This window comes from Rhizobium sophoriradicis (assembly GCF_025200795.1).
GTDB classification, from domain to species: Bacteria; Pseudomonadota; Alphaproteobacteria; order Rhizobiales; family Rhizobiaceae; genus Rhizobium; species Rhizobium sophoriradicis.
Genome location: NZ_CP104155.1, coordinates 383,154 through 400,061 on the forward strand (window position 1 = coordinate 383,154; position 16,908 = coordinate 400,061).

The window sequence follows — 16,908 nt, forward strand, 5'->3', positions numbered from 1 at the left end:
CTTATGGCCCTCGCCTTGCTCGGTTCGACGGCACTGACCGCAGTCACTGCTGAGGCAGCCGACAAGGAAATCAGCTGGATCTATTGCGGCGACACGATCGACCCGGTCCACACCAAATACATCAAGCAATGGGAAGAAAAGAACGCCGGCTGGAAGATCGCGCCCGAAGTCGTCGGCTGGGCGCAGTGCCAGGACAAGGCAACGACGCTTGCCGCCGCCGGCACCCCGGTCGCGATGGCCTATGTCGGCTCGCGCACGCTGAAGGAGTTCGCCCAGAACGACCTCATCGTCCCCGTGCCGATGACCGAAGACGAGAAGAAGGCCTATTATCCCCATATCGTCGACACGGTGACCTTCGAGGGCAACCAGTGGGGCGTTCCGATCGCCTTCTCCACCAAGGCGCTCTACTGGAACAAGGACCTCTTCAAGCAGGCCGGGCTCGATCCCGAGAAGCCGCCGAAGACCTGGGCCGAAGAAATCGAGATGGCAAAGACCATCAAGGAAAAGACCGGCATTCCCGGCTTCGGCCTCGTCGCCAAGACCTTCGACAACACGATGCACCAGTTCATGCATTGGGTTTACACCAACAATGGCAGTGTGATCGATGCCGACGGCAAGGTGACGCTCGACAGCCCTGAGGTTCTCGCCGCGCTGAAGGCCTACAAGGACATCGTCCCCTACTCCGAAGAAGGCCCGACGGCCTATGAGCAGAACGAAGTCCGCGCCATCTTCCTCGACGGCAAGGTCGCGATGATCCAGGCCGGCTCCGGCGCGGCCGACCGCCTGAAGAAGACGCAGATCAGCTGGGGTATCACCACCCTGCCGCTCGGCCCCAACGCCAAGGGCCCGGGCACGCTTCTGATCACCGACAGCCTGGCGATCTTCAAGGGTTCGGGCGTCGAGGACAAGGCGATCGAGTTCGCCAAGTTCATCACCTCGCCGGATGTTCAGTCGGAGTACGAATTGCAGGGCGGCGCCGGCCTCACCCCGCTGCGTCCCTCGGCAAAGGTCGACGAGTTCGTCGCCAAGGATCCCTATTGGAAGCCGCTCATCGAGGGCATCAGCTATGGTGGTCCCGAGCCGCTCTTCACCGACTATAAGGGCTTCCAGAACTCGATGATCGAGATGATCCAGTCGGTTGTGACAGGCAAGGCCGAACCGGAAGCCGCGCTCAAGAAAGCTGCCGGCGAAATCGAAGCCTTCAAGTAAGCCCCGCTGAAGCTCCCTGGGGTCGCGGCATAAGCCGCGGCCCCTCCAACTATCGAATGTGCGACGAAGACCGCCGGCGGAGACAGATTTTTGGGACAGCTCCTTCTCAACAACGTTCAGAAATTCTACGGCGACTACGAAGTCCTGAAGGGCGTGCAGCTCGAGGTGAAGAACGGCGAGTTCGTCGTCTTCGTCGGCCCGTCCGGCTGCGGCAAATCCACCCTGCTGCGGATGATCGCCGGCCTTGATGCGACGACAGCGGGCGACATCGTCATCAATGGCGTCAGGGTCAACGACCTGCCGCCGGTCAAGCGCGGCATCGCCATGGTGTTCCAGTCCTACGCGCTCTATCCGCACATGACGGTGTTCGAGAACATCGCCTTCCCGCTGCGCGTCGAGAAGATGGAAGAGGCAAAGCTCAAGGCCAAGGTGGAAAACGCCGCGCGCATCCTGCACCTCGACCAACGGCTGCAGCAGAAGCCCGGCATGCTCTCCGGCGGCCAGCGCCAGCGCGTCGCGATCGGCCGCGCCATCGTGCGCGAACCGAAGATCTTCCTGTTCGACGAGCCGCTCTCCAATCTCGACGCGGCGCTGCGCGCCGACATGCGCATCGAGCTCGCCAAGCTGCACCGCCAGCTGAAGGCGACGATGATCTATGTGACGCACGACCAGGTCGAAGCCATGACCATGGCCGACCGCATCGTCGTGCTCGACGCCGGCAATATCTCCCAGACCGGCGCGCCGCTGGAGCTTTACCACAAGCCCGCCAACCAGTTCGTCGCCGGCTTCATCGGCAATCCGAAGATGAATTTCCTGCCCGTCACCTGCAAGGGCGTCAGCGCCGCCGGCGTCGAAGTCGATTATCTCGGCCAGACCGCCGTTCTGCCGGTGACGCCGCGCGACGGCATGGCCGGCAAGACCCTGACGCTCGGCATCCGGCCGGAGCATATCCAGCTGAACGGCGGCGACATCGTCTTCACCGTCACCCCGACCGTCATCGAACGCCTCGGCGCCAATACGGTCGCCTATGCCTCACTCAACGGCGAGGCCGAAAATTTCTGCGCCATGCTACCCGGCAGCGTCGGCATCCGCCCCGATGCGCCGGTTGCGACCGGCATCAATGCTGCCGACTGCCATCTCTTCGACGAGGCGGGCATTGCCTTCGAGCGGCGCGTGGAGCTCACGGAGATCGATATGAATGTGATCAATCCGACGGCGGCATGAACTGGCTCTGCTCGAGGCATCCCGTAGATCATCGCTGCTGCCTATCGCGGACATTTGCGAGGATGGCTGCAATGCTCTCTCATCTCGGCCGTTGATTAGCCCGACCTCGATCCAGACATCCTCCACCCAATGCGGCCCATGAATGGGATTTCCGGGAGTACGCAGCCAACGGCCGCCTAAGGAGAAATCACAACAAGAGCGCTGGAAATTCCCTCGCCTTCCCGGCGGTAACTGTGCGGAACGCTTGAGTCAAAATAGATGGCGTCGCCGGCATCCAGCGCCGTCTCCTTGCCGTCCACATTGACGACAAGCCGACCGCTGAGCACGTAGATGAACTCAGCACTGCCATGTTGATGCGGCTCCGAGGGTGGCGAATCGATCGGGAACTCGGCGTAGAACGCCTCCATGCGGCGGTCAGCAGCGGGATAGTCCAGGCTTTCGAAGAAAAAGGCAGGGCGCTTTTCGCCCGGCGGGCTTGGAAGTTTGAGACGCTGCTCCTTTCGAACGACCGCGATGAGCGGCTCCTCCTTGTCGGCTTTGAAGAAGTGATCGAGGCCGACCCCAAAAACCATGGCGATGCGAAGCAGCGTCGGCAACGTAGGAAACATCTGCCCGCGCTCGATCTTCGAAAGCATCGCAGGCGAGAGCCCTGTATGCCCCGCCAGTTGCACCAGCCCCAGCTTCTTTCTCAGGCGCAGTGCTTTGATACGAGGGCCGATCGCGTAGCGCTGAAGCTCGTTGGAGAGCGTGTCGGAAAGCACGTCGTAAACTCCTTTTCGTTTCGGGAAACTAACACGGCGGCAATTTTCACCACAAGAAAATTGTGTTTGTCCTCACGAAAATTTGAGTGGCAATAAAACCGATGTTCTCCAAATGAAAATGGTGAGGTGCAATGGGCACCCGTCATCGAGAGGAGAATGACATGAAAATGAAGAGCCTTTTGTTCGCTGCAGCGATGGTGTTCGGCAGCAGCTTCAGCGCAGTCGCCGCGGAGAAGGATGTTGTCAATACTGCCGTGGAGGCAGGTAAATTCAAGACGTTGGCGACCGCGCTCGAAGCGGCAGGCCTGGTCACCACTCTCAAAGGAGCAGGTCCGTTCACGGTCTTTGCTCCGACCGATGAAGCCTTCGCCAAGTTGCCGGCCGGTACCGTCGAAAGCCTGTTGAAGCCGGAGAACAAGCAAAAGCTCACCGAGATACTCACTTACCATGTGGTCGCGGGGAAGGTCATGGCTAAGGACGTGGCCGGTATCGATGAAGCGAAGTCGGTCAATGGCAAAATGATCGACATCGACGTCGATGGCTCCACAGTCAAGGTCAATGACGCCGCCGTCACCTCTGCCGACATTGCTGCCTCGAACGGCGTCATCCATGTCATCGACAAGGTGATCATGCCGCCGGAAGGCTGACCGCGTCCTCGATCTGGAGAACAACCATGAAGATCATCAACATTGTCACGCTCACCCTCCTAGTCGTAGGCGGGCTGAACTGGGGTCTGGTCGGGCTATTTGGCTTTGACCTTGTGGCCGCCATCTTCGGGGCTGGCTCGGCTCTCGCCCGGATTGTTTACATCCTGGTGGGGCTATCGGCGGCCTGGCAGGTCATACCCCTGTCTTCTGCAATGGGCTCCGGCGAGTTTGCCGCTCGCCAGAACCGATAGGATGTTCGGAGGGACCCGCTTACAGCGTGGGCGGTTCCCTCCATTTTTTGGCGGATGGACATGCATTCCCTCCTTGTGCTGGTCGCCTTCCAGGTCGCGAGCTTTGCCGCGGCGGCTACCGGTGTGATGTTCCGGCCAGGCGACTGGTACAAGCAGCTCGACAAGCCGGATTGGCGCCCGCCGGATTGGCTGTTCGCCCCGGTCTGGACGGTTCTTTATGCATCGATCGGATTGTCGGGCTGGCTCCTATGGCGAGAGGCAGGCGTTACTGGCGCAGCACTCCCGCTCGGCGTCTATGCAGTCCAACTTCTGCTCAATGCTGCGTGGTCGCCGCTCTTTTTTGGACTTCACCGACCCGGGCTAGCCGCGGCGGAGATCATGCTGCTTTGGGGTGCGATTCTGGCGACAATCATCCTGTTTTACCCGGCGAATGCGGCGGCTGCCTTGTTGCTTGTTCCTTACCTTATGTGGGTGAGTTTTGCAGCGGCACTGAACCTCTCGATCTGGCGGCGCAACCGCTCGAAACCACTATCGGAGGGCGCCCGATGAAGGTGCGGTGGCTCGTCGTGAATGATCGGATGCAGCAAGGCTACCGATACGCTCTCGCTGCACCAATCGGCAGCAAGTTTCATCCCGATTTCCGGCCGGAGCTGACACCCGCCGAGATGCTTGCGCTTGGCGTGTTCGGCGGCAAGTACATGACGGATTGTCGCGGCGAATTCCCGGAAAGTTGGTTTGCAGAGGCCCGTCTGTCGTCGCTGCGAAAAGATCCGTCGCTGAATTGCTTCGGGGTCGACGCCAGCCAACCGCTCAGCGTCTGGCGGGCCAAGGGATGGATACACGCTGACGATCCGCGTGGCTGGTTCCAGTGGTACTGCCGCTATTACCAAGGTCGCCGCATGCCCGGCGAGGACGAGCGGCAGATCGCCCGTTGGAAAGCCATTCGCCGCCATGTCGCTCAGCTTCGCCGAGCCTGCGAGCCTGGAGATTGCTGGTGCCGGCCGCGTCAGCGCCAGGCTCTGATGCATTGGGCATATGACAGCCGCTCGATTTAATAATCCATTTGCTGCTGCAGGGCATCGCCAGCGACGCGTGCAACTGACCGATATGGACGAGATCAACCCGGCGGCGGTCCGAACGGTTCGTTCGGCGCCGGCGGATCGGCCTGGCCGAATTGACTCGCGTGGCGCTTCCACGGCCAGGACGCCGCCGGCTGCGGACTTCGGTCGTATGGCTGCATTGCGCCGCTCGATCAGTTCTCTACGACGTCGACGCGACGGGTGCTCTAGTACGCCATCTGCGCGCGTAGGCGCGGCACGATCCAGTCGAGGAAGCAGCGCACCTTCTGCGACAGGGGATCGGCTGGTCCATGCAAAACGTTCACCGGCAGCGGTTCCGGCGCGAACTCCGTCAGTAATTCCTGCAGAGCGCCGGAGCGCAGCTGATCGGAAATCTGGTAAGATAGGACGCGGATAATGCCGATTCCTGCGAGTGCAGCCTGAACGGCCGCCTCCGTCGTGTTGACAGCGAGTTTGGGGCGCGGCTCGATGCTGAAGGCTGGACCGTCCCGGCGATAGCGCCATTCGGGCGCGGTCGCAAAGCCCTGGAAGCTGATGCCGTCATGTCCGACTAGCTCTTCCGGCTGACGCGGGACGCCTCGGCGCGCGAGATAGTCGGGGCTGGCGCAGATCACCCGGCGGACACTGCCGACGCGCGTTGCGATCAGTGCACTGTCCGTCAGGTGGCCAATTCTAAGAGCCACGTCAACCTGCTCGTCCGCCAGATTGATCTGCCGATCAACCAGCGTCAGGCGCAGATTGATATTGGGTTGCTCCTTCAAGAATTCCAGCGCGATTGGCAGCAGATGACGTTCGCCGAAAGCAACAGGTGCGGTCACATGGAGCCCACCACGCAGCGCGCCATGGTCGCCGCTCGCCTGCCGCTCCGCCGCATCCAGCTCATCAAGGATACGCCGCGAGGCGGCGACGAAGGCGCGCCCCTCCTCGGTCAGCGAGAGGCCCCGGCGAGTGCGCAGCACCAAGGGCACGCCGAGATGCCTTTCAAGATCGGCGACCTTACGGCTGACCGTGGCAAGCGGTGCATGCAGTCGCCGCGCCCCGGCAGAAAGGCTGCCAGCGTCGACCACCGCGAGCAGCACCGTCATCGCGTCAAAACGGTCCATCCAAATCCTTCCGCAATCTGGGAGGAAAGTTCCCAAAATGGCAGGATACCCTACTGTTTGTGGATGTCATAGCTTCACCTTCGTTCAAGGGCGCTGCCCGGTTCCCCATATTCCAAATGATCAGGAAGGACGTCATGCCCAAACTTTCGCGTCGTGCCTTTGCAAGCGCTCTCCCTCTCGGCCTCCTCGGGGGAAGCCTCCTCGGCGGAGGAATGATTGAAGGCTCGTCTGCGCTTGCCGCGACACTGGATACCGGTAAAGCGCCGGTCAGTGTTACGCCGCTCGCGCAGATCCGCATCGGTCGTTTCACGGTAACGGCGTTGACGGATGGGTATGCGGATATGCCCTACAATTATTTTCCCGGGCGCACCGCGGCGGAGGTTGAACAGGCGGCAGTCGCACAGTTCACCGCTCGCGCCAGCGGAGTGCGGTTCCTCTTTAATCAGTATCTCGTCGAGGATGGCGAACGCCGCATCCTCATCGACGCCGGTGCGGCAGGCTCGATCGGGCAAACCGGCCGATTGCCGCAGGCGCTCGCCGCGCTCGGCTTGCAGCCCGGCCAGATCGACGCGGTAATCGTGACGCATATGCATCAGGACCACATGGGCGGGCTGGTTCTCGGAGGCAAGAACAACTATCCCAACGCGGAACTCTATATAGATCGGCGCGACGTCGCCCATTGGACCGATCCGGCCAAGCGCAGCGGCGCGCCCGATTATCTGCAGACCAGTTTCGAGATGGCCGACGAGGTCGTGCGCCTCTACCCAAGACTTCAGACGATTGACGGAGAGCGAGAAATCGTGCCGGGCGTCTCGATCGTCGACCTGACCGGCCATACACCCGGCCATATCGGCGTGCGGGTCGAGGATGGCGGACAGAGCCTCATCATGGTTTCGGATATGATCTTTCCCGTCGTTCATCCTGGGGCGACCGATGTGTTCTTCCTGTTCGAGCAGGATCCTGCCGCGGCCAAGTCGATGCGCGACCGGTTCTTTCCTCGCGCCGCTTCGGAAGGCGCCCTCATCGCCGCCACGCACATGCCCTTCCCAGGGCTCGGCCGTGTCGTCGCCGACCGTGGGCAGATGCGCTGGCAGGTCGCGGACTGGGGTTTGCAGAACTGAGGTCCGCTCCGGCGGTGGTCTCGGCAACGAAGGCTTAGACGGCGGTAGCCGATTGCGGCTTCGAAGCCGCCCCCTCGGATGTCTGCACGCACCAGCGGCCGCCGCCGGTAGCGATTCGACAAGCACCGCGTGCGGCTTGTTGCCGGAGAAATGCGCCGACGGATCCCGTCGCGCGATTGGCGCGGCGCGACTGTTGAACTGCGGTCAGGCGGGCACGGGCGCATTCGCCAAGATGAGTTTGCTTTCGCGCAGTTCATTCCAGAAAGACTTGGGAATGCTGACCTTCATCGGCTGGATATTCGCTTCCACCTGGCCCGGTGGCGGAGACGATCGAGGGTGCGGCGGCAAACTGCAGGGCGGCGGTGCGGATGTCGATGCCATGACGCCTCGCGACTTCGGCGAGGCGCGCACGTTTTTCGACCACGCCAGCAGGCAGGTTCTCGCTGAAGTGATAGCGGTTGCGACCACCGAGAAATCCACCGTTCAAGGGAGTCCCGACGGTGACCGTGATGCCCTTGCTCGCCAGAGCGGGAACGTCTCGGTTAACGCTTCCTCGTGATCGAGGATGCTGTATTGGCAGGCAAGAAGGACAATATCGGGCGTCGCTGGTTGCTGCCATCACCGCTGCTTCCGGAGGATACAGGACGACCGGCGTCGTGCGTGCGCTGGAGTGGCTCAAAGCCAATTACACCAGGCCCTTGCGGGTCGAGAAGCTTGCAGAGCTTGCCGGAATGGCGACCTCTACCTTCCACCATAATTTTCGAAACCTGACAGGGGACAAGCCCGCTTCAGTACAAAAAGACCCTGCGTCTTTATGCAGCCCGCAATGTCATGTTGACCGACCGCATGGACGCCAACAGCGCCGCAATCCGGGTAGGCTATGAGAGCGTTCAACAGTTCAGCCGCGAATATTCCAGGCTGTTCGGCGCCCCGCCGAGGCGCGATGTCAAGAGGCTTCGCCGAAATTGATTGCCTGCATCCAAGTTTGGTGGAGAACGCCGTTCAAGCGCGCTCAGTTGGTCAATGCGGCATCGATCTGTTTGCGCATCTGGCGGATATCGCGGGCGGGCGGCGCGCCGAACTGTCGGAGGTATTCGCGGCTGAATTGGGATGCGCTCTCATAGCCGACCGCGAAGGCGACGGCCGAGGCGTTATAATCGCCTCCGAGCAGCAGCCGGCGGGCCTCCTGCAGGCGAAGTTGCTTCTGGTATTGCAGCGGGCTGAAGCCGGTGATCGCCGAAAAGTGCCGGTGCAGGCTCGCTCGGCTCATGCCGCTCGCCTCGCACACGGCATCAATCCGCAATGGCTGGTCGTGATTGTCCCTGATCCATGCAATGGCGCGGCGGATGCGGGTCAGCGGCCCCTCGGGCTGCGCGATCTGGCGGAGAAGGCGCCCCTGCGGGCCTTGCAGGAGACGATATAACAATTCCCGCTCAACCATCGGCGCGAGAACCGGGATGTCGGCGGGCCTGTCCAGCAGCGAAAGCAACCGGAGCAGCGCATCACGAAGCTCGACCGTCATCGGATTGATCGACAGACCGAGCTGCTCGCCGTCGCTCTCCCGCTTGGGCGGCATGGCAGCGGCCAGTTCTGCCAGCAAGGCGGGATCGAGTGTCAATGAGACGGCGACATAAGGGCGATGCTGGCCGGCGTCCAACACCTGCCCCATCAGCGGCAGATCGAGGGCGCTCACCAGATATTGCGAACTGTCGTAGCTCAGAAGGCTGTCGTTGAAGGCGACGCGTTTGGAACCCTGAAGAATGAAGCAAACCATCGACCGATAAAGGCAGGGCGTCTCACCGGTCGGGCGATCGCCGACCAGCAGCTCGACGCGCGGGATCGGCGTGAGCAGCGTATCAGGCTTGGCGTGGCGCAAGGCGATCTCAAGATGCTGTTCGAAGACTTCGGTCATTCCGGGACTATGTCAGTAGCTTTGGCATCGAGCAAGCCGGTTGAGACAATTGGGCAAGATGTTGATCCGATCAGGCGGGTTTGGGTGACGGCTTGTCGCTACCTTTGAGAAGCAGGCGGCGCTCATCGTGAGCGGCCGTTCGCCGAACAATCTCTCTCGAAGGCAGAACATGACCAACAGAATCGCTCTCATCACCGGCGCCAGCCGCGGTCTCGGCCGCGCCATGGCGCTCCACCTCGCCGACCGTGGTGTCGGCATCATCGGCACCTACCGCACCGGCGCCGCCGAAGCCGATGCGTTGAAGAATGAAATCGAAGCAAAGGGCGGCAAGGCCGCCATGATCCCGCTTGATGTGACCGACACGTCGGGCTTTCCGCTTTTTACCGAAGCAGTGGCCACGGCGCTGGACGGCACCTTTGGCCGCCAGCAGTTCGACTATCTCGTCAACAACGCCGGCATCGGCGTATTCGCCAATTTCGGGGAGACGACGGAAGAACAGTTCGACGCTCTGGTGGCGACACATCTGCGCGGTCCGATCTTCCTCACCCAGAAGCTTTTGCCGCTGATCCAGGACGGCGGCCGTATCCTCAATGTCTCTTCCGGCTTCGTCCGATTCACCCTGCCCGGCTACAGCGTCTATGCGGCAATGAAGGCGGCGACCGAGGTCCTCACGCGCTTCATGGCCGTCGAACTGGGTGAGCGCAGGATCCGGGTGAATGTCATCGCTCCCGGCGCGATCGCCACCGATTTTGGCGGCGGCGCGGTGCGCGATAACGAGGCTGTCAACGCTTTCGTCGCCCAGGGTATCGCGCTCGGCCGGGTCGGTCTGCCGGACGATATCGGCAGCGCTGTCGCCGCAATCCTCTCCGACGACATGGGCTGGGCGAACGGCACCTGCTTCGATATTTCGGGTGGCCAGATGCTGTAACTGCGGCCATGGCTGCGCAAGGAGTGCGTGGAGCGTTCATCGTACCGAGGCTTATTGCCTCGGTACACTGAATTCACGGCGAACCGCAATCCATCAAGCAAGCGTTAGGAATTTGAAAGGTCGAAACGTTTGACGTGATCAATGAAAGCCCGCAGGTTGGGATGAACCTGGGAGCGCTGCGGATAATAGAGATAGACTCCCGAGCTGGTCCCGGTGAACCGGCCGAGGATCACTTCGAGCTTGCCGCTCCTCAGCTTGTCGCTGATCGCCTCTTCGGGACTATACACCACGCCCAGGCCCGCGACAGCCGCGTCGATTGCCTGTAGCACATCATTCAAGATCAGCGGCCCCTTCACCTGGACCTCGAACTCCTTTCCGTCGCTCTCGAATTCCCACCGGTCGTAGACGCGGCTGCCGGCACCCGCACAGATGCACGGATGCCCCAGCAGCTCTTTCGGATGCTCCGGGCGCCCATGTTCCGCGAAGTAGGAGGGTGCGCCGGCAACAACCCAGCGAACGGGACCGAAGAGTTTAACGGCCACCACGTCTTTTGCCAGGATGTCGGAGACGCGGATCCCGGCATCGAAGCCCCTCTCGAAGATGTTGGTGGCAGCGTTTTCGAAGAAGATTTCCACCGTCACATCGGGGTACTTCTTGATGAAGCTCGCGACCGCGGGCTTGAGGAAATTCGGGTAAACCGTCTGCGGGACATTCAACCGTAAACGACCTGCGGGTTTGTCGGCGGCATTTCCCGCGTCGCTCATCGCGGCCAGGATCGTTTCCAGCGCCGGCCCTGCCTGTTGCAGCAACTTCTCCCCGGCTTCCGTCAGGCTCGTCGCTCGCGTGGTTCTTGTCAGCAGGGTGACGCCCAGACGCGCCTCCAACTGCCGGATGGTCTTGCTGATGGCCGGCGGAGAGATCCTCAGCGCTTCGGCTGCCGCCGAGAAATTCCGCTTCTCGGCGACAAGGGCGAAGGCCAGCAGACCATCGAGCTGATCCTTATCCATTATGAACTCCTGGTTAATGACGCATCAACCAGACTGCCATTTTTGGAAATTTTAGACCAGCGTAATCTCCCGCCAGTTCTCGGAGGCGTAGCGGCTCAGGCGCTGCGCCGAGGCATGTTGCAACCCTACCGGAGGTGCAGACCCATGAAACAGCACACTGACCACGGACTTGAAGCCGATGCTCCCGCAATGCCGGACCGTCGGAAATTATTTGCCGCAGGCCTCGGCATTGCCGCAGTCTCTATGCTGCCGCTGACCGCCGCCAGAGCCCAATCGGCGGCGACGGCAGCCGCTGCAACAGCGGCAAAACCAGCAGGCGTGCAGCGCCGCAAACTCGGTTCACTGGAAGTTTCCGCCCTCGGCATGGGTTGCCAGAACTTTGCCGGCATGTACGGCCCGCCCACCAACAGGCAGGAAGCGGTCCGGATCATCCGCGCGGCTTACGAGCGGGGCGTGACGTTCTTCGACGTCGCAGAAGTCTATGGACCGTTCCTGGGCGAGGAAATTACCGGCGAAGCACTGTCGCCGATCCGTGATCAAGTCGTTATCGCCACCAAGTTCGGGTTTGACATCACGCCGGAAGGTCAGGAGCTGCAGCTCAGCACCAGCCTTGGTGGCCCCATGAACGTGACCCGCGCCTTTCTGCCGGCCATGCGCAAGCAGCGCTCGGGCAAGATCATTTCCATCTCTTCATCAGCCGGGCTCATGGGCTTCGAGTTTAGCTCCGCCTACTCGGCTTCCAAATTTGCCCTTGAGGGCTGGATGGACGCTCTGCACGCCGAAGTCAGCCCGTTCGGCATCCAGACGATGATCGTCAATCCCGGCTTTTTCCGAACGGAACTGCTCACTGAGGCATCCACCAATTATGCGGCGCCGACGATCGAAGATTATGCCGAACGCCGAAGCCAGCAGACTGCGTTCTATAAAGGACAGAATGGCAAGCAGGGCGGCGATCCCACCAAGCTCGCACGTGCCCTGATCACGCTCTCGGCCCAGGACCAACTCCCACAACGTTTCATCGCGGGTGCTGACGCCATCCAGGTTGCTGAGCAGAGGATAGCCTTCCTGCAGCAGCAAATCGAGACCTACCGCCAGCTGTCGAACTCGCTCGCAATCGGCGAATACAGCAACGGCTAAACCGTCAATCAAACAACCGCAACGGCGTTCGGCACCGCCGGAGCCGCCCCTACCAGACGAGGCCGCGGGCCGCGACCTCCTCGACGCGGGTCACCACGCCGCCGCGATGAAACACCATCGTGTCGAACAGGTTGGAAACCACGCAGGTGTGGTTCGGGATGATGAAGAGCTTTTCGCCGATCTGCGGCCGAGGGCCGGAGCAGGTTGAGAGATCGATGACGCCGTGTTCTTCCGAGAGGCTGGTGATCCGCGCCTGGGGATAGCCGACGATCAGGCCGTAATCGCTGAAGCCCTGGAGGTCCGAGGTCAGCGCCTTCGAGCCGGCGTCGATGACGGCGCGGTCGGCGGTCGGGCGGGAGACGACGGTGGCGAGCACATGCATGGCGCAATCGTCCTCGGTGCAATGGCCCATGCGCACCATCTGGCGGTCGTTATAGATATAGGTGCCGGCGCGGTGTTCGGTGGCGGATTTCACGAGATGCGCCTCGAACAGGCTCGGCGTTCCGCCATTGCTGACGATCGGGCAGGCAATGCCGTCCGATTGCAGGCGCTGCAGCGTCTCGACGATGAAGGCCTCGACGGCGGCGGCCGATTGCGGCTTCGGATAGGTGACGATGCCGCCGAAGGTGAGGCCGTCGGCAGCGGTGATGCGCCTGGCGAGCGAGGCCGCCTCATCCGGCGTCTGCACGCCGCAGCGGCCGCCGCCGGTGTCGCATTCGACCAGCACGGTCAGCGGCTTGTGGCCGGAAAAATGGGCGGCGAGCTCGTCGACCGTCACTTCGCTGTCGGCGACGACCTTGAGGGCTGAAATGCGCGCGTTCAGCCGGGCGAGGCGCTCGAGTTTCTGCTGTCCGAGGATGTTGAATGTGATGAGGATGTCGTTGAAGCCGGCTTCGGCGAAGACTTCCGCTTCGGTGACCTTCTGGCAGTTGATGCCCTTGGCACCGGCGGCGACCTGGGCGACGGCGAGCGCCGGGATCTTGTGCGTCTTGATATGCGGGCGGAAGTTCAGCCCGTACTCGTCCATATAGGATTGGACGCGGGCGATATTGGCGGCCAGCCGGTCTTCGTCGATCACGGGGCGCGGCGTCGAGAGATCGGCGATCCGGTCCCCTGCCCTGGCGACGACGGCAAAGCTGCGATCAGGCATTCAGGCGGCTCCGCGTTTTAACCCATGTGGATCGGCCACGATCGGCCAAATCGTCTTCGGCGCCCGCCGGTACGGCGTCGTCGCCGGATTATTGGGATAGGGCGTTCCGGCGGAGCAGTAAAGGATTTCCGCGGCGATCTTCGAAAAGGAGGCGAAGAAATGATTGGTGGATTTGATCACCAGGATCTTCTGCTTGGTCGGGTCGATGCCCATCACCGAAAACAGGCTCGGATCGAAGCTCTGGGCGCGCGTCGAATTGAGGATGATGTCGATGCCATCGAGAACGATATGGGCGGCATCGCCGAAGGGCGCCAGGCTCTCGCCGAACTGCATCTCGGCATTCCTCACCAGCCTGACGACCTTGACCGTGCCGTCGATCGGATTGCCGGTGCCGGGCGCCGATTTGGCGCCGAAGCGCAGCGGAATATCCGCCCCCTCGCCCGCCGCAAAACAGATCTGCACCGCCATCGGATCCCAGATGGTGCCGATTGCGGCACTCCTGACGCCGCGGGCCATCAGCTCGCCGAGGATGACGGTCGCATCACCCGCTGTGCCGCCGCCGGGATTGTCCCAGACATCGGCGATGACGACGGGCCATGCGGTGGCGGCGATGGCGCGCGAGACGGCTTGCCTCTCGTCGATCTGCGGCACCATGAAGGTGCCGCGCTTGGAAAAGAGTTCGAGGCCGAGCTCGCGCGCTAGGGCGGCGCCCTTTTCCGGCCTGTTGTCGGAGACGACGAGCAGCTTCGTTCCCATTTCGGGAACATCGCCGACCATGAAACCGTGGATCACCGAGATCGACAGGATCTCGGGATCGTCCTTTTCGATCCGCATGATCTTGTCGACGAAGGAGCGCATCGGCTCGCGCGAGGTCGGGAAGACGTCGATCATGCGGCAGTCGAACACTGACATGACAGGCTTGACCCGGCCTTCCAGCGTGTCGACGGCGATGCGCCAGAGATCCTCGGCGCGGTCGACGAAATCGGTATGCGGAAATTCCTTGAAATAGACGGCGAAATCGAGCGCCGCGACGCGCTTGGCGGTGAGATGGCTGTGCGGATCGAGTTCGGCGCAGATGAGGATATCGGGGCCGACGATGTCGCGCATGCGGGAGAGAAGGTCGCCTTCCGTATCCTCGTAGCCGGCCGCCACCATGGCCCCGTGCAGGCCCATGACGACGGCATCGACTGGCATGGCCGCGCGGAGCTGGCCGAGGATTTCGTCGCGCAGCTCCTCATAGGTCGTCCGGTTGACGAGACCCGCGGGATCGGCCCAGGTGGCGGTGCCCTCGATCAGCTCCCAGCCCTTTTCTCTGGCGACGCGCCGGCCGACGGTGATCGGCGCGGTGCAGAGCGTCGGTGTATCAGGATGCTGGCCGGGCGGGGCATAAAGCGAGGCTTCGAATGCGCGGCGATCCACGCAGATCGGGGAGAAGGTGTTGGTCTCGGTCGCCAGTGCTGCCGTGAATATGCGCAAGAAAGTGGCCTTCGTGTTGTCGGCCCCGCTTCACCCCATCGGGTTCGGCAGGTAGCCGGTGAAACCTGAGATCTTCCAGCGTCCCTGCTGCAGCCGGCAATAATAGAGCGTCTGCCATTGCAGGACATCGCGGGTGCCGTCGGCCTTGGTGATGCCGCCGTCGAATTTCTTGCGGACAAGCGCTGTCTCGCCTTCGATCTCGATATCTTCGAGCGTCGTCGTGGTGAAGATCGCCGTGCGCGGATCTTCGGCGAAGCTCTGCCCGGCGAAATCTCTCGCCTGCCTCAGCCACTCCTCGCGATAGGCCGAAAGCGAGGGAAAGGCGAGCCGCCATTTATCGGGGTTCACCTCCTTGCGGCCGTCGATGCCGATGAAGCCCTCTTCGACGAAATCATCCTCGACCATCGACCAGTCGGCGGAAAGAAAAGCATCGATATCGCGCGAAACGAGCATTTCCCAGATCGCCTGCCGGGCGCCGTCGGATGGGAAGGGGTTCTGAAAAGGATCGCGCATGTGTGCCCCGGATTGAAATTCTTTTCATAAATCGCGTTTTTCACTGGTCAAATTCTGCTTTCTATGGTCATTTGTCAACGTATCAAGAAAATAATTTGCAAGGACTTCAGCATGCCCATCAAGCGCTATGGCACGGTTCAAACGGGCGCCGGCGGCAAGACGCTGCCATTCGCGCGTGCGGTCGAAGCCGATGGATGGCTCTATGTTTCCGGGCAGGTTGCGATGGAAGACGGCGAAATCATCGACGGCAATATCATCGCCCAGACCCACAAGACGATCGCCAATGTGCTGGCGATTCTCGATGAGGCCGGCTACGGCGTCGAGCATGTCGTGCGGGTCGGCGTCTGGCTCGACGATCCGCGCGACTTCTGGACCTTCAACAAGATCTATCAGGAGTATTTCGGCGAGCATCCGCCGGCACGCGCCTGTGTGCAATCGTCGATGATGGTCGATTGCAAGGTTGAGATCGACTGCGTGGCCTATAAGAAGAAGGACGCATAGGAAAAATCGGTGGGAGTCGGTTTGGATATCTTTTCGACATTGCAGGAAGATAAGAGCCGGCTTTCTCCTTCGGAGAACCGCATCGCGGAGATCATCGTCAACGATTTCGAGTTCGCGGTGAACGCCTCGATCATCGAGCTCGCCGAACGGGCCGAGGTTTCGCCGCCGACGGTCACCCGCTTCTGCCGGCGGCTCGGCTGCGAGAGCTTTTCCGATTTCAAGGTGCAGCTCGCCCGCACCGCCCATATCGGCGTGCGCTATCTGAAGCCGGAATCGAAAAGCACCGAGCCGGCCGATGTCGCCCAGGATATCATTACCAAGGCGCAGAACGCGCTGTTTCTGCTGCACCGCTCGCTCGATCTGGCGGCGATCGAAGCGGCGGTTTCCCATATCGCCAAGGCCGAGATGATCTATGCCTTCGGCTCGGGCGGCAATTCGTCGATGATCGCCGACGAGCTGCAGAACCGGCTCTTCCGTCTCGGGCTGCGCATCACCGCCAGTTCCGATCACAGCATGCAGCTGATGATGGCGGCCGCGGCCCGGCCGGGCGACGTATTGATCGGCTCGTCCTTCTCCGGGCGCAATCTGGAGCTGGTGCGCGCCTTCGAGCTTGCCCGCGGCGCCAAGGTGAAGACGATCGCGCTCACCCAGACGGCAAGCCCGGTTGCCAAGGCCGCCGAAATCGTCGTGCCGATCGACCTTCCCGAAGGCAACAACATCTACCGTCCGACCTCGACGCGCATTGCCTACATCGCCACGGTCGATATTCTTTCGAGCCTGGTCGCCTACGCCGTCCAGCCAAAGGCGACGACCACGCTTCGGCGCATCAAGCAGCAGCTCGTCATCCACCGCGACGGCGACGACCGGCAATTGCTTGGAGATTGAACCC

General features: G+C 61.8%; 18 protein-coding genes and 2 pseudogenes. 12 read left to right on the forward strand and 8 right to left on the reverse strand.

All coding sequences use genetic code 11. The annotated features are described in order from the left end of the window. Positions 1–3 precede the first annotated feature (3 nt). On the forward strand, positions 4–1,209 hold the full coding sequence (locus N2597_RS30375; protein ID WP_183598198.1) for an ABC transporter substrate-binding protein: 1,206 nt from the start codon (positions 4–6) through the stop codon (positions 1,207–1,209). Positions 1,210–1,299: 90 nt separating this feature from the next. Beyond that, positions 1,300–2,433, forward strand: a complete 1,134-nt coding sequence (locus tag N2597_RS30380; protein ID WP_183598159.1) for an ABC transporter ATP-binding protein — start codon at positions 1,300–1,302, stop codon at positions 2,431–2,433. Between the two features lie 176 nt (positions 2,434–2,609). On the opposite strand, the gene N2597_RS30385 is transcribed toward N2597_RS30380, so the two are convergent. Next, a complete protein-coding gene (locus N2597_RS30385; protein WP_183598161.1) occupies positions 2,610–3,194 on the reverse strand; it encodes a helix-turn-helix domain-containing protein in 585 nt (194 codons plus the stop codon). 161 nt (positions 3,195–3,355) lie between these two features. Here N2597_RS30385 and N2597_RS30390 point away from each other — a divergent pair, with 161 nt between their 5' ends. The 4 genes from N2597_RS30390 to N2597_RS30405 are packed head-to-tail and all read left to right on the forward strand — an operon-like array spanning position 3,356 to position 5,147. Further along, positions 3,356–3,841 carry a fasciclin domain-containing protein gene (locus tag N2597_RS30390; RefSeq protein WP_009990021.1) on the forward strand — a complete coding sequence of 162 codons (486 nt, stop codon included), beginning with the start codon at positions 3,356–3,358 and terminating at the stop codon, positions 3,839–3,841. Positions 3,842–3,867: 26 nt separating this feature from the next. Further along, entirely contained in the window at positions 3,868–4,092 is a 225-nt protein-coding gene (locus N2597_RS30395) for a DUF378 domain-containing protein (RefSeq protein ID WP_009990023.1), read from the forward strand. Between the two features lie 60 nt (positions 4,093–4,152). Next, the gene (locus N2597_RS30400; RefSeq protein ID WP_096763577.1) at positions 4,153–4,641 is read left to right on the forward strand and encodes a TspO/MBR family protein; all 489 of its coding nucleotides are present in this window, start codon (positions 4,153–4,155) and stop codon (positions 4,639–4,641) included. Continuing rightward, positions 4,638–5,147 (forward strand): hypothetical protein, encoded by a 510-nt coding sequence (locus N2597_RS30405; protein WP_183598163.1) that lies wholly within the window; start codon positions 4,638–4,640, stop codon positions 5,145–5,147. Before N2597_RS30400 ends, N2597_RS30405 begins: the two co-directional genes overlap by 4 nt. A gap of 230 nt (positions 5,148–5,377) precedes the next feature. Here N2597_RS30405 and N2597_RS30410 read toward each other — a convergent pair whose 3' ends face one another. Then, positions 5,378–6,274, reverse strand: a complete 897-nt coding sequence (locus N2597_RS30410; RefSeq protein ID WP_183598165.1) for a LysR family transcriptional regulator — start codon at positions 6,272–6,274, stop codon at positions 5,378–5,380. 134 nt (positions 6,275–6,408) lie between these two features. Here N2597_RS30410 and N2597_RS30415 point away from each other — a divergent pair, with 134 nt between their 5' ends. Beyond that, on the forward strand, positions 6,409–7,395 hold the full coding sequence (locus N2597_RS30415) for an MBL fold metallo-hydrolase (protein WP_096763580.1): 987 nt from the start codon (positions 6,409–6,411) through the stop codon (positions 7,393–7,395). Between the two features lie 204 nt (positions 7,396–7,599). Here the strand turns inward: N2597_RS30415 and N2597_RS30420 are convergent. Beyond that, a pseudogene (locus N2597_RS30420) lies at positions 7,600–7,998 on the reverse strand (aldo/keto reductase); the annotation flags it as partial. A 32-nt stretch (positions 7,999–8,030) separates the two neighbouring features. Here N2597_RS30420 and N2597_RS30425 point away from each other — a divergent pair. Beyond that, positions 8,031–8,364: pseudogene (locus N2597_RS30425) on the forward strand (helix-turn-helix domain-containing protein); the annotation flags it as partial. A 43-nt stretch (positions 8,365–8,407) separates the two neighbouring features. On the opposite strand, the gene N2597_RS30430 reads toward N2597_RS30425, so the two are convergent. Then, positions 8,408–9,307: an AraC family transcriptional regulator gene (locus N2597_RS30430; RefSeq protein WP_183598167.1), complete on the reverse strand. Its 900-nt coding sequence runs from the start codon at positions 9,305–9,307 to the stop codon at positions 8,408–8,410. A 169-nt stretch (positions 9,308–9,476) separates the two neighbouring features. Here N2597_RS30430 and N2597_RS30435 point away from each other — a divergent pair, with 169 nt between their 5' ends. Further along, positions 9,477–10,235 carry an SDR family NAD(P)-dependent oxidoreductase gene (locus N2597_RS30435; protein ID WP_183598169.1) on the forward strand — a complete coding sequence of 253 codons (759 nt, stop codon included), beginning with the start codon at positions 9,477–9,479 and terminating at the stop codon, positions 10,233–10,235. 104 nt (positions 10,236–10,339) lie between these two features. Here the strand turns inward: N2597_RS30435 and N2597_RS30440 are convergent, their stop codons facing one another. Continuing rightward, positions 10,340–11,242 carry a LysR family transcriptional regulator gene (locus N2597_RS30440; protein WP_183598171.1) on the reverse strand — a complete coding sequence of 301 codons (903 nt, stop codon included), beginning with the start codon at positions 11,240–11,242 and terminating at the stop codon, positions 10,340–10,342. Positions 11,243–11,386: 144 nt separating this feature from the next. Here N2597_RS30440 and N2597_RS30445 point away from each other — a divergent pair, with 144 nt between their 5' ends. Further along, positions 11,387–12,379, forward strand: a complete 993-nt coding sequence (locus N2597_RS30445; RefSeq protein ID WP_341356278.1) for an SDR family NAD(P)-dependent oxidoreductase — start codon at positions 11,387–11,389, stop codon at positions 12,377–12,379. A 49-nt stretch (positions 12,380–12,428) separates the two neighbouring features. Here the strand turns inward: N2597_RS30445 and N2597_RS30450 are convergent, their stop codons facing one another. Genes N2597_RS30450 through N2597_RS30460 form a run of 3 tightly spaced genes read right to left on the reverse strand, consistent with a single transcriptional unit; the run spans position 12,429 to position 15,518 of the window. After that, positions 12,429–13,529, reverse strand: a complete 1,101-nt coding sequence (locus N2597_RS30450; protein ID WP_183598172.1) for a D-TA family PLP-dependent enzyme — start codon at positions 13,527–13,529, stop codon at positions 12,429–12,431. Further along, positions 13,530–15,005, reverse strand: coding sequence for a M81 family metallopeptidase (locus N2597_RS30455; RefSeq protein WP_106795823.1), 1,476 nt, complete (start codon positions 15,003–15,005; stop codon positions 13,530–13,532). Between the two features lie 30 nt (positions 15,006–15,035). Next, a complete protein-coding gene (locus tag N2597_RS30460; protein WP_106795824.1) occupies positions 15,036–15,518 on the reverse strand; it encodes a hypothetical protein in 483 nt (160 codons plus the stop codon). 111 nt (positions 15,519–15,629) lie between these two features. On the opposite strand from N2597_RS30460, the gene N2597_RS30465 reads away from it, so the two are divergent. Both N2597_RS30465 and N2597_RS30470 read left to right on the forward strand, forming a co-directional pair. Beyond that, positions 15,630–16,019 (forward strand): RidA family protein, encoded by a 390-nt coding sequence (locus tag N2597_RS30465; RefSeq protein ID WP_106795825.1) that lies wholly within the window; start codon positions 15,630–15,632, stop codon positions 16,017–16,019. Positions 16,020–16,040: 21 nt separating this feature from the next. Continuing rightward, complete coding sequence (locus N2597_RS30470; RefSeq protein WP_183598202.1) at positions 16,041–16,904, forward strand: MurR/RpiR family transcriptional regulator; 864 nt, start codon at positions 16,041–16,043, stop codon at positions 16,902–16,904. The last annotated feature ends 4 nt before the right edge of the window (positions 16,905–16,908 follow it).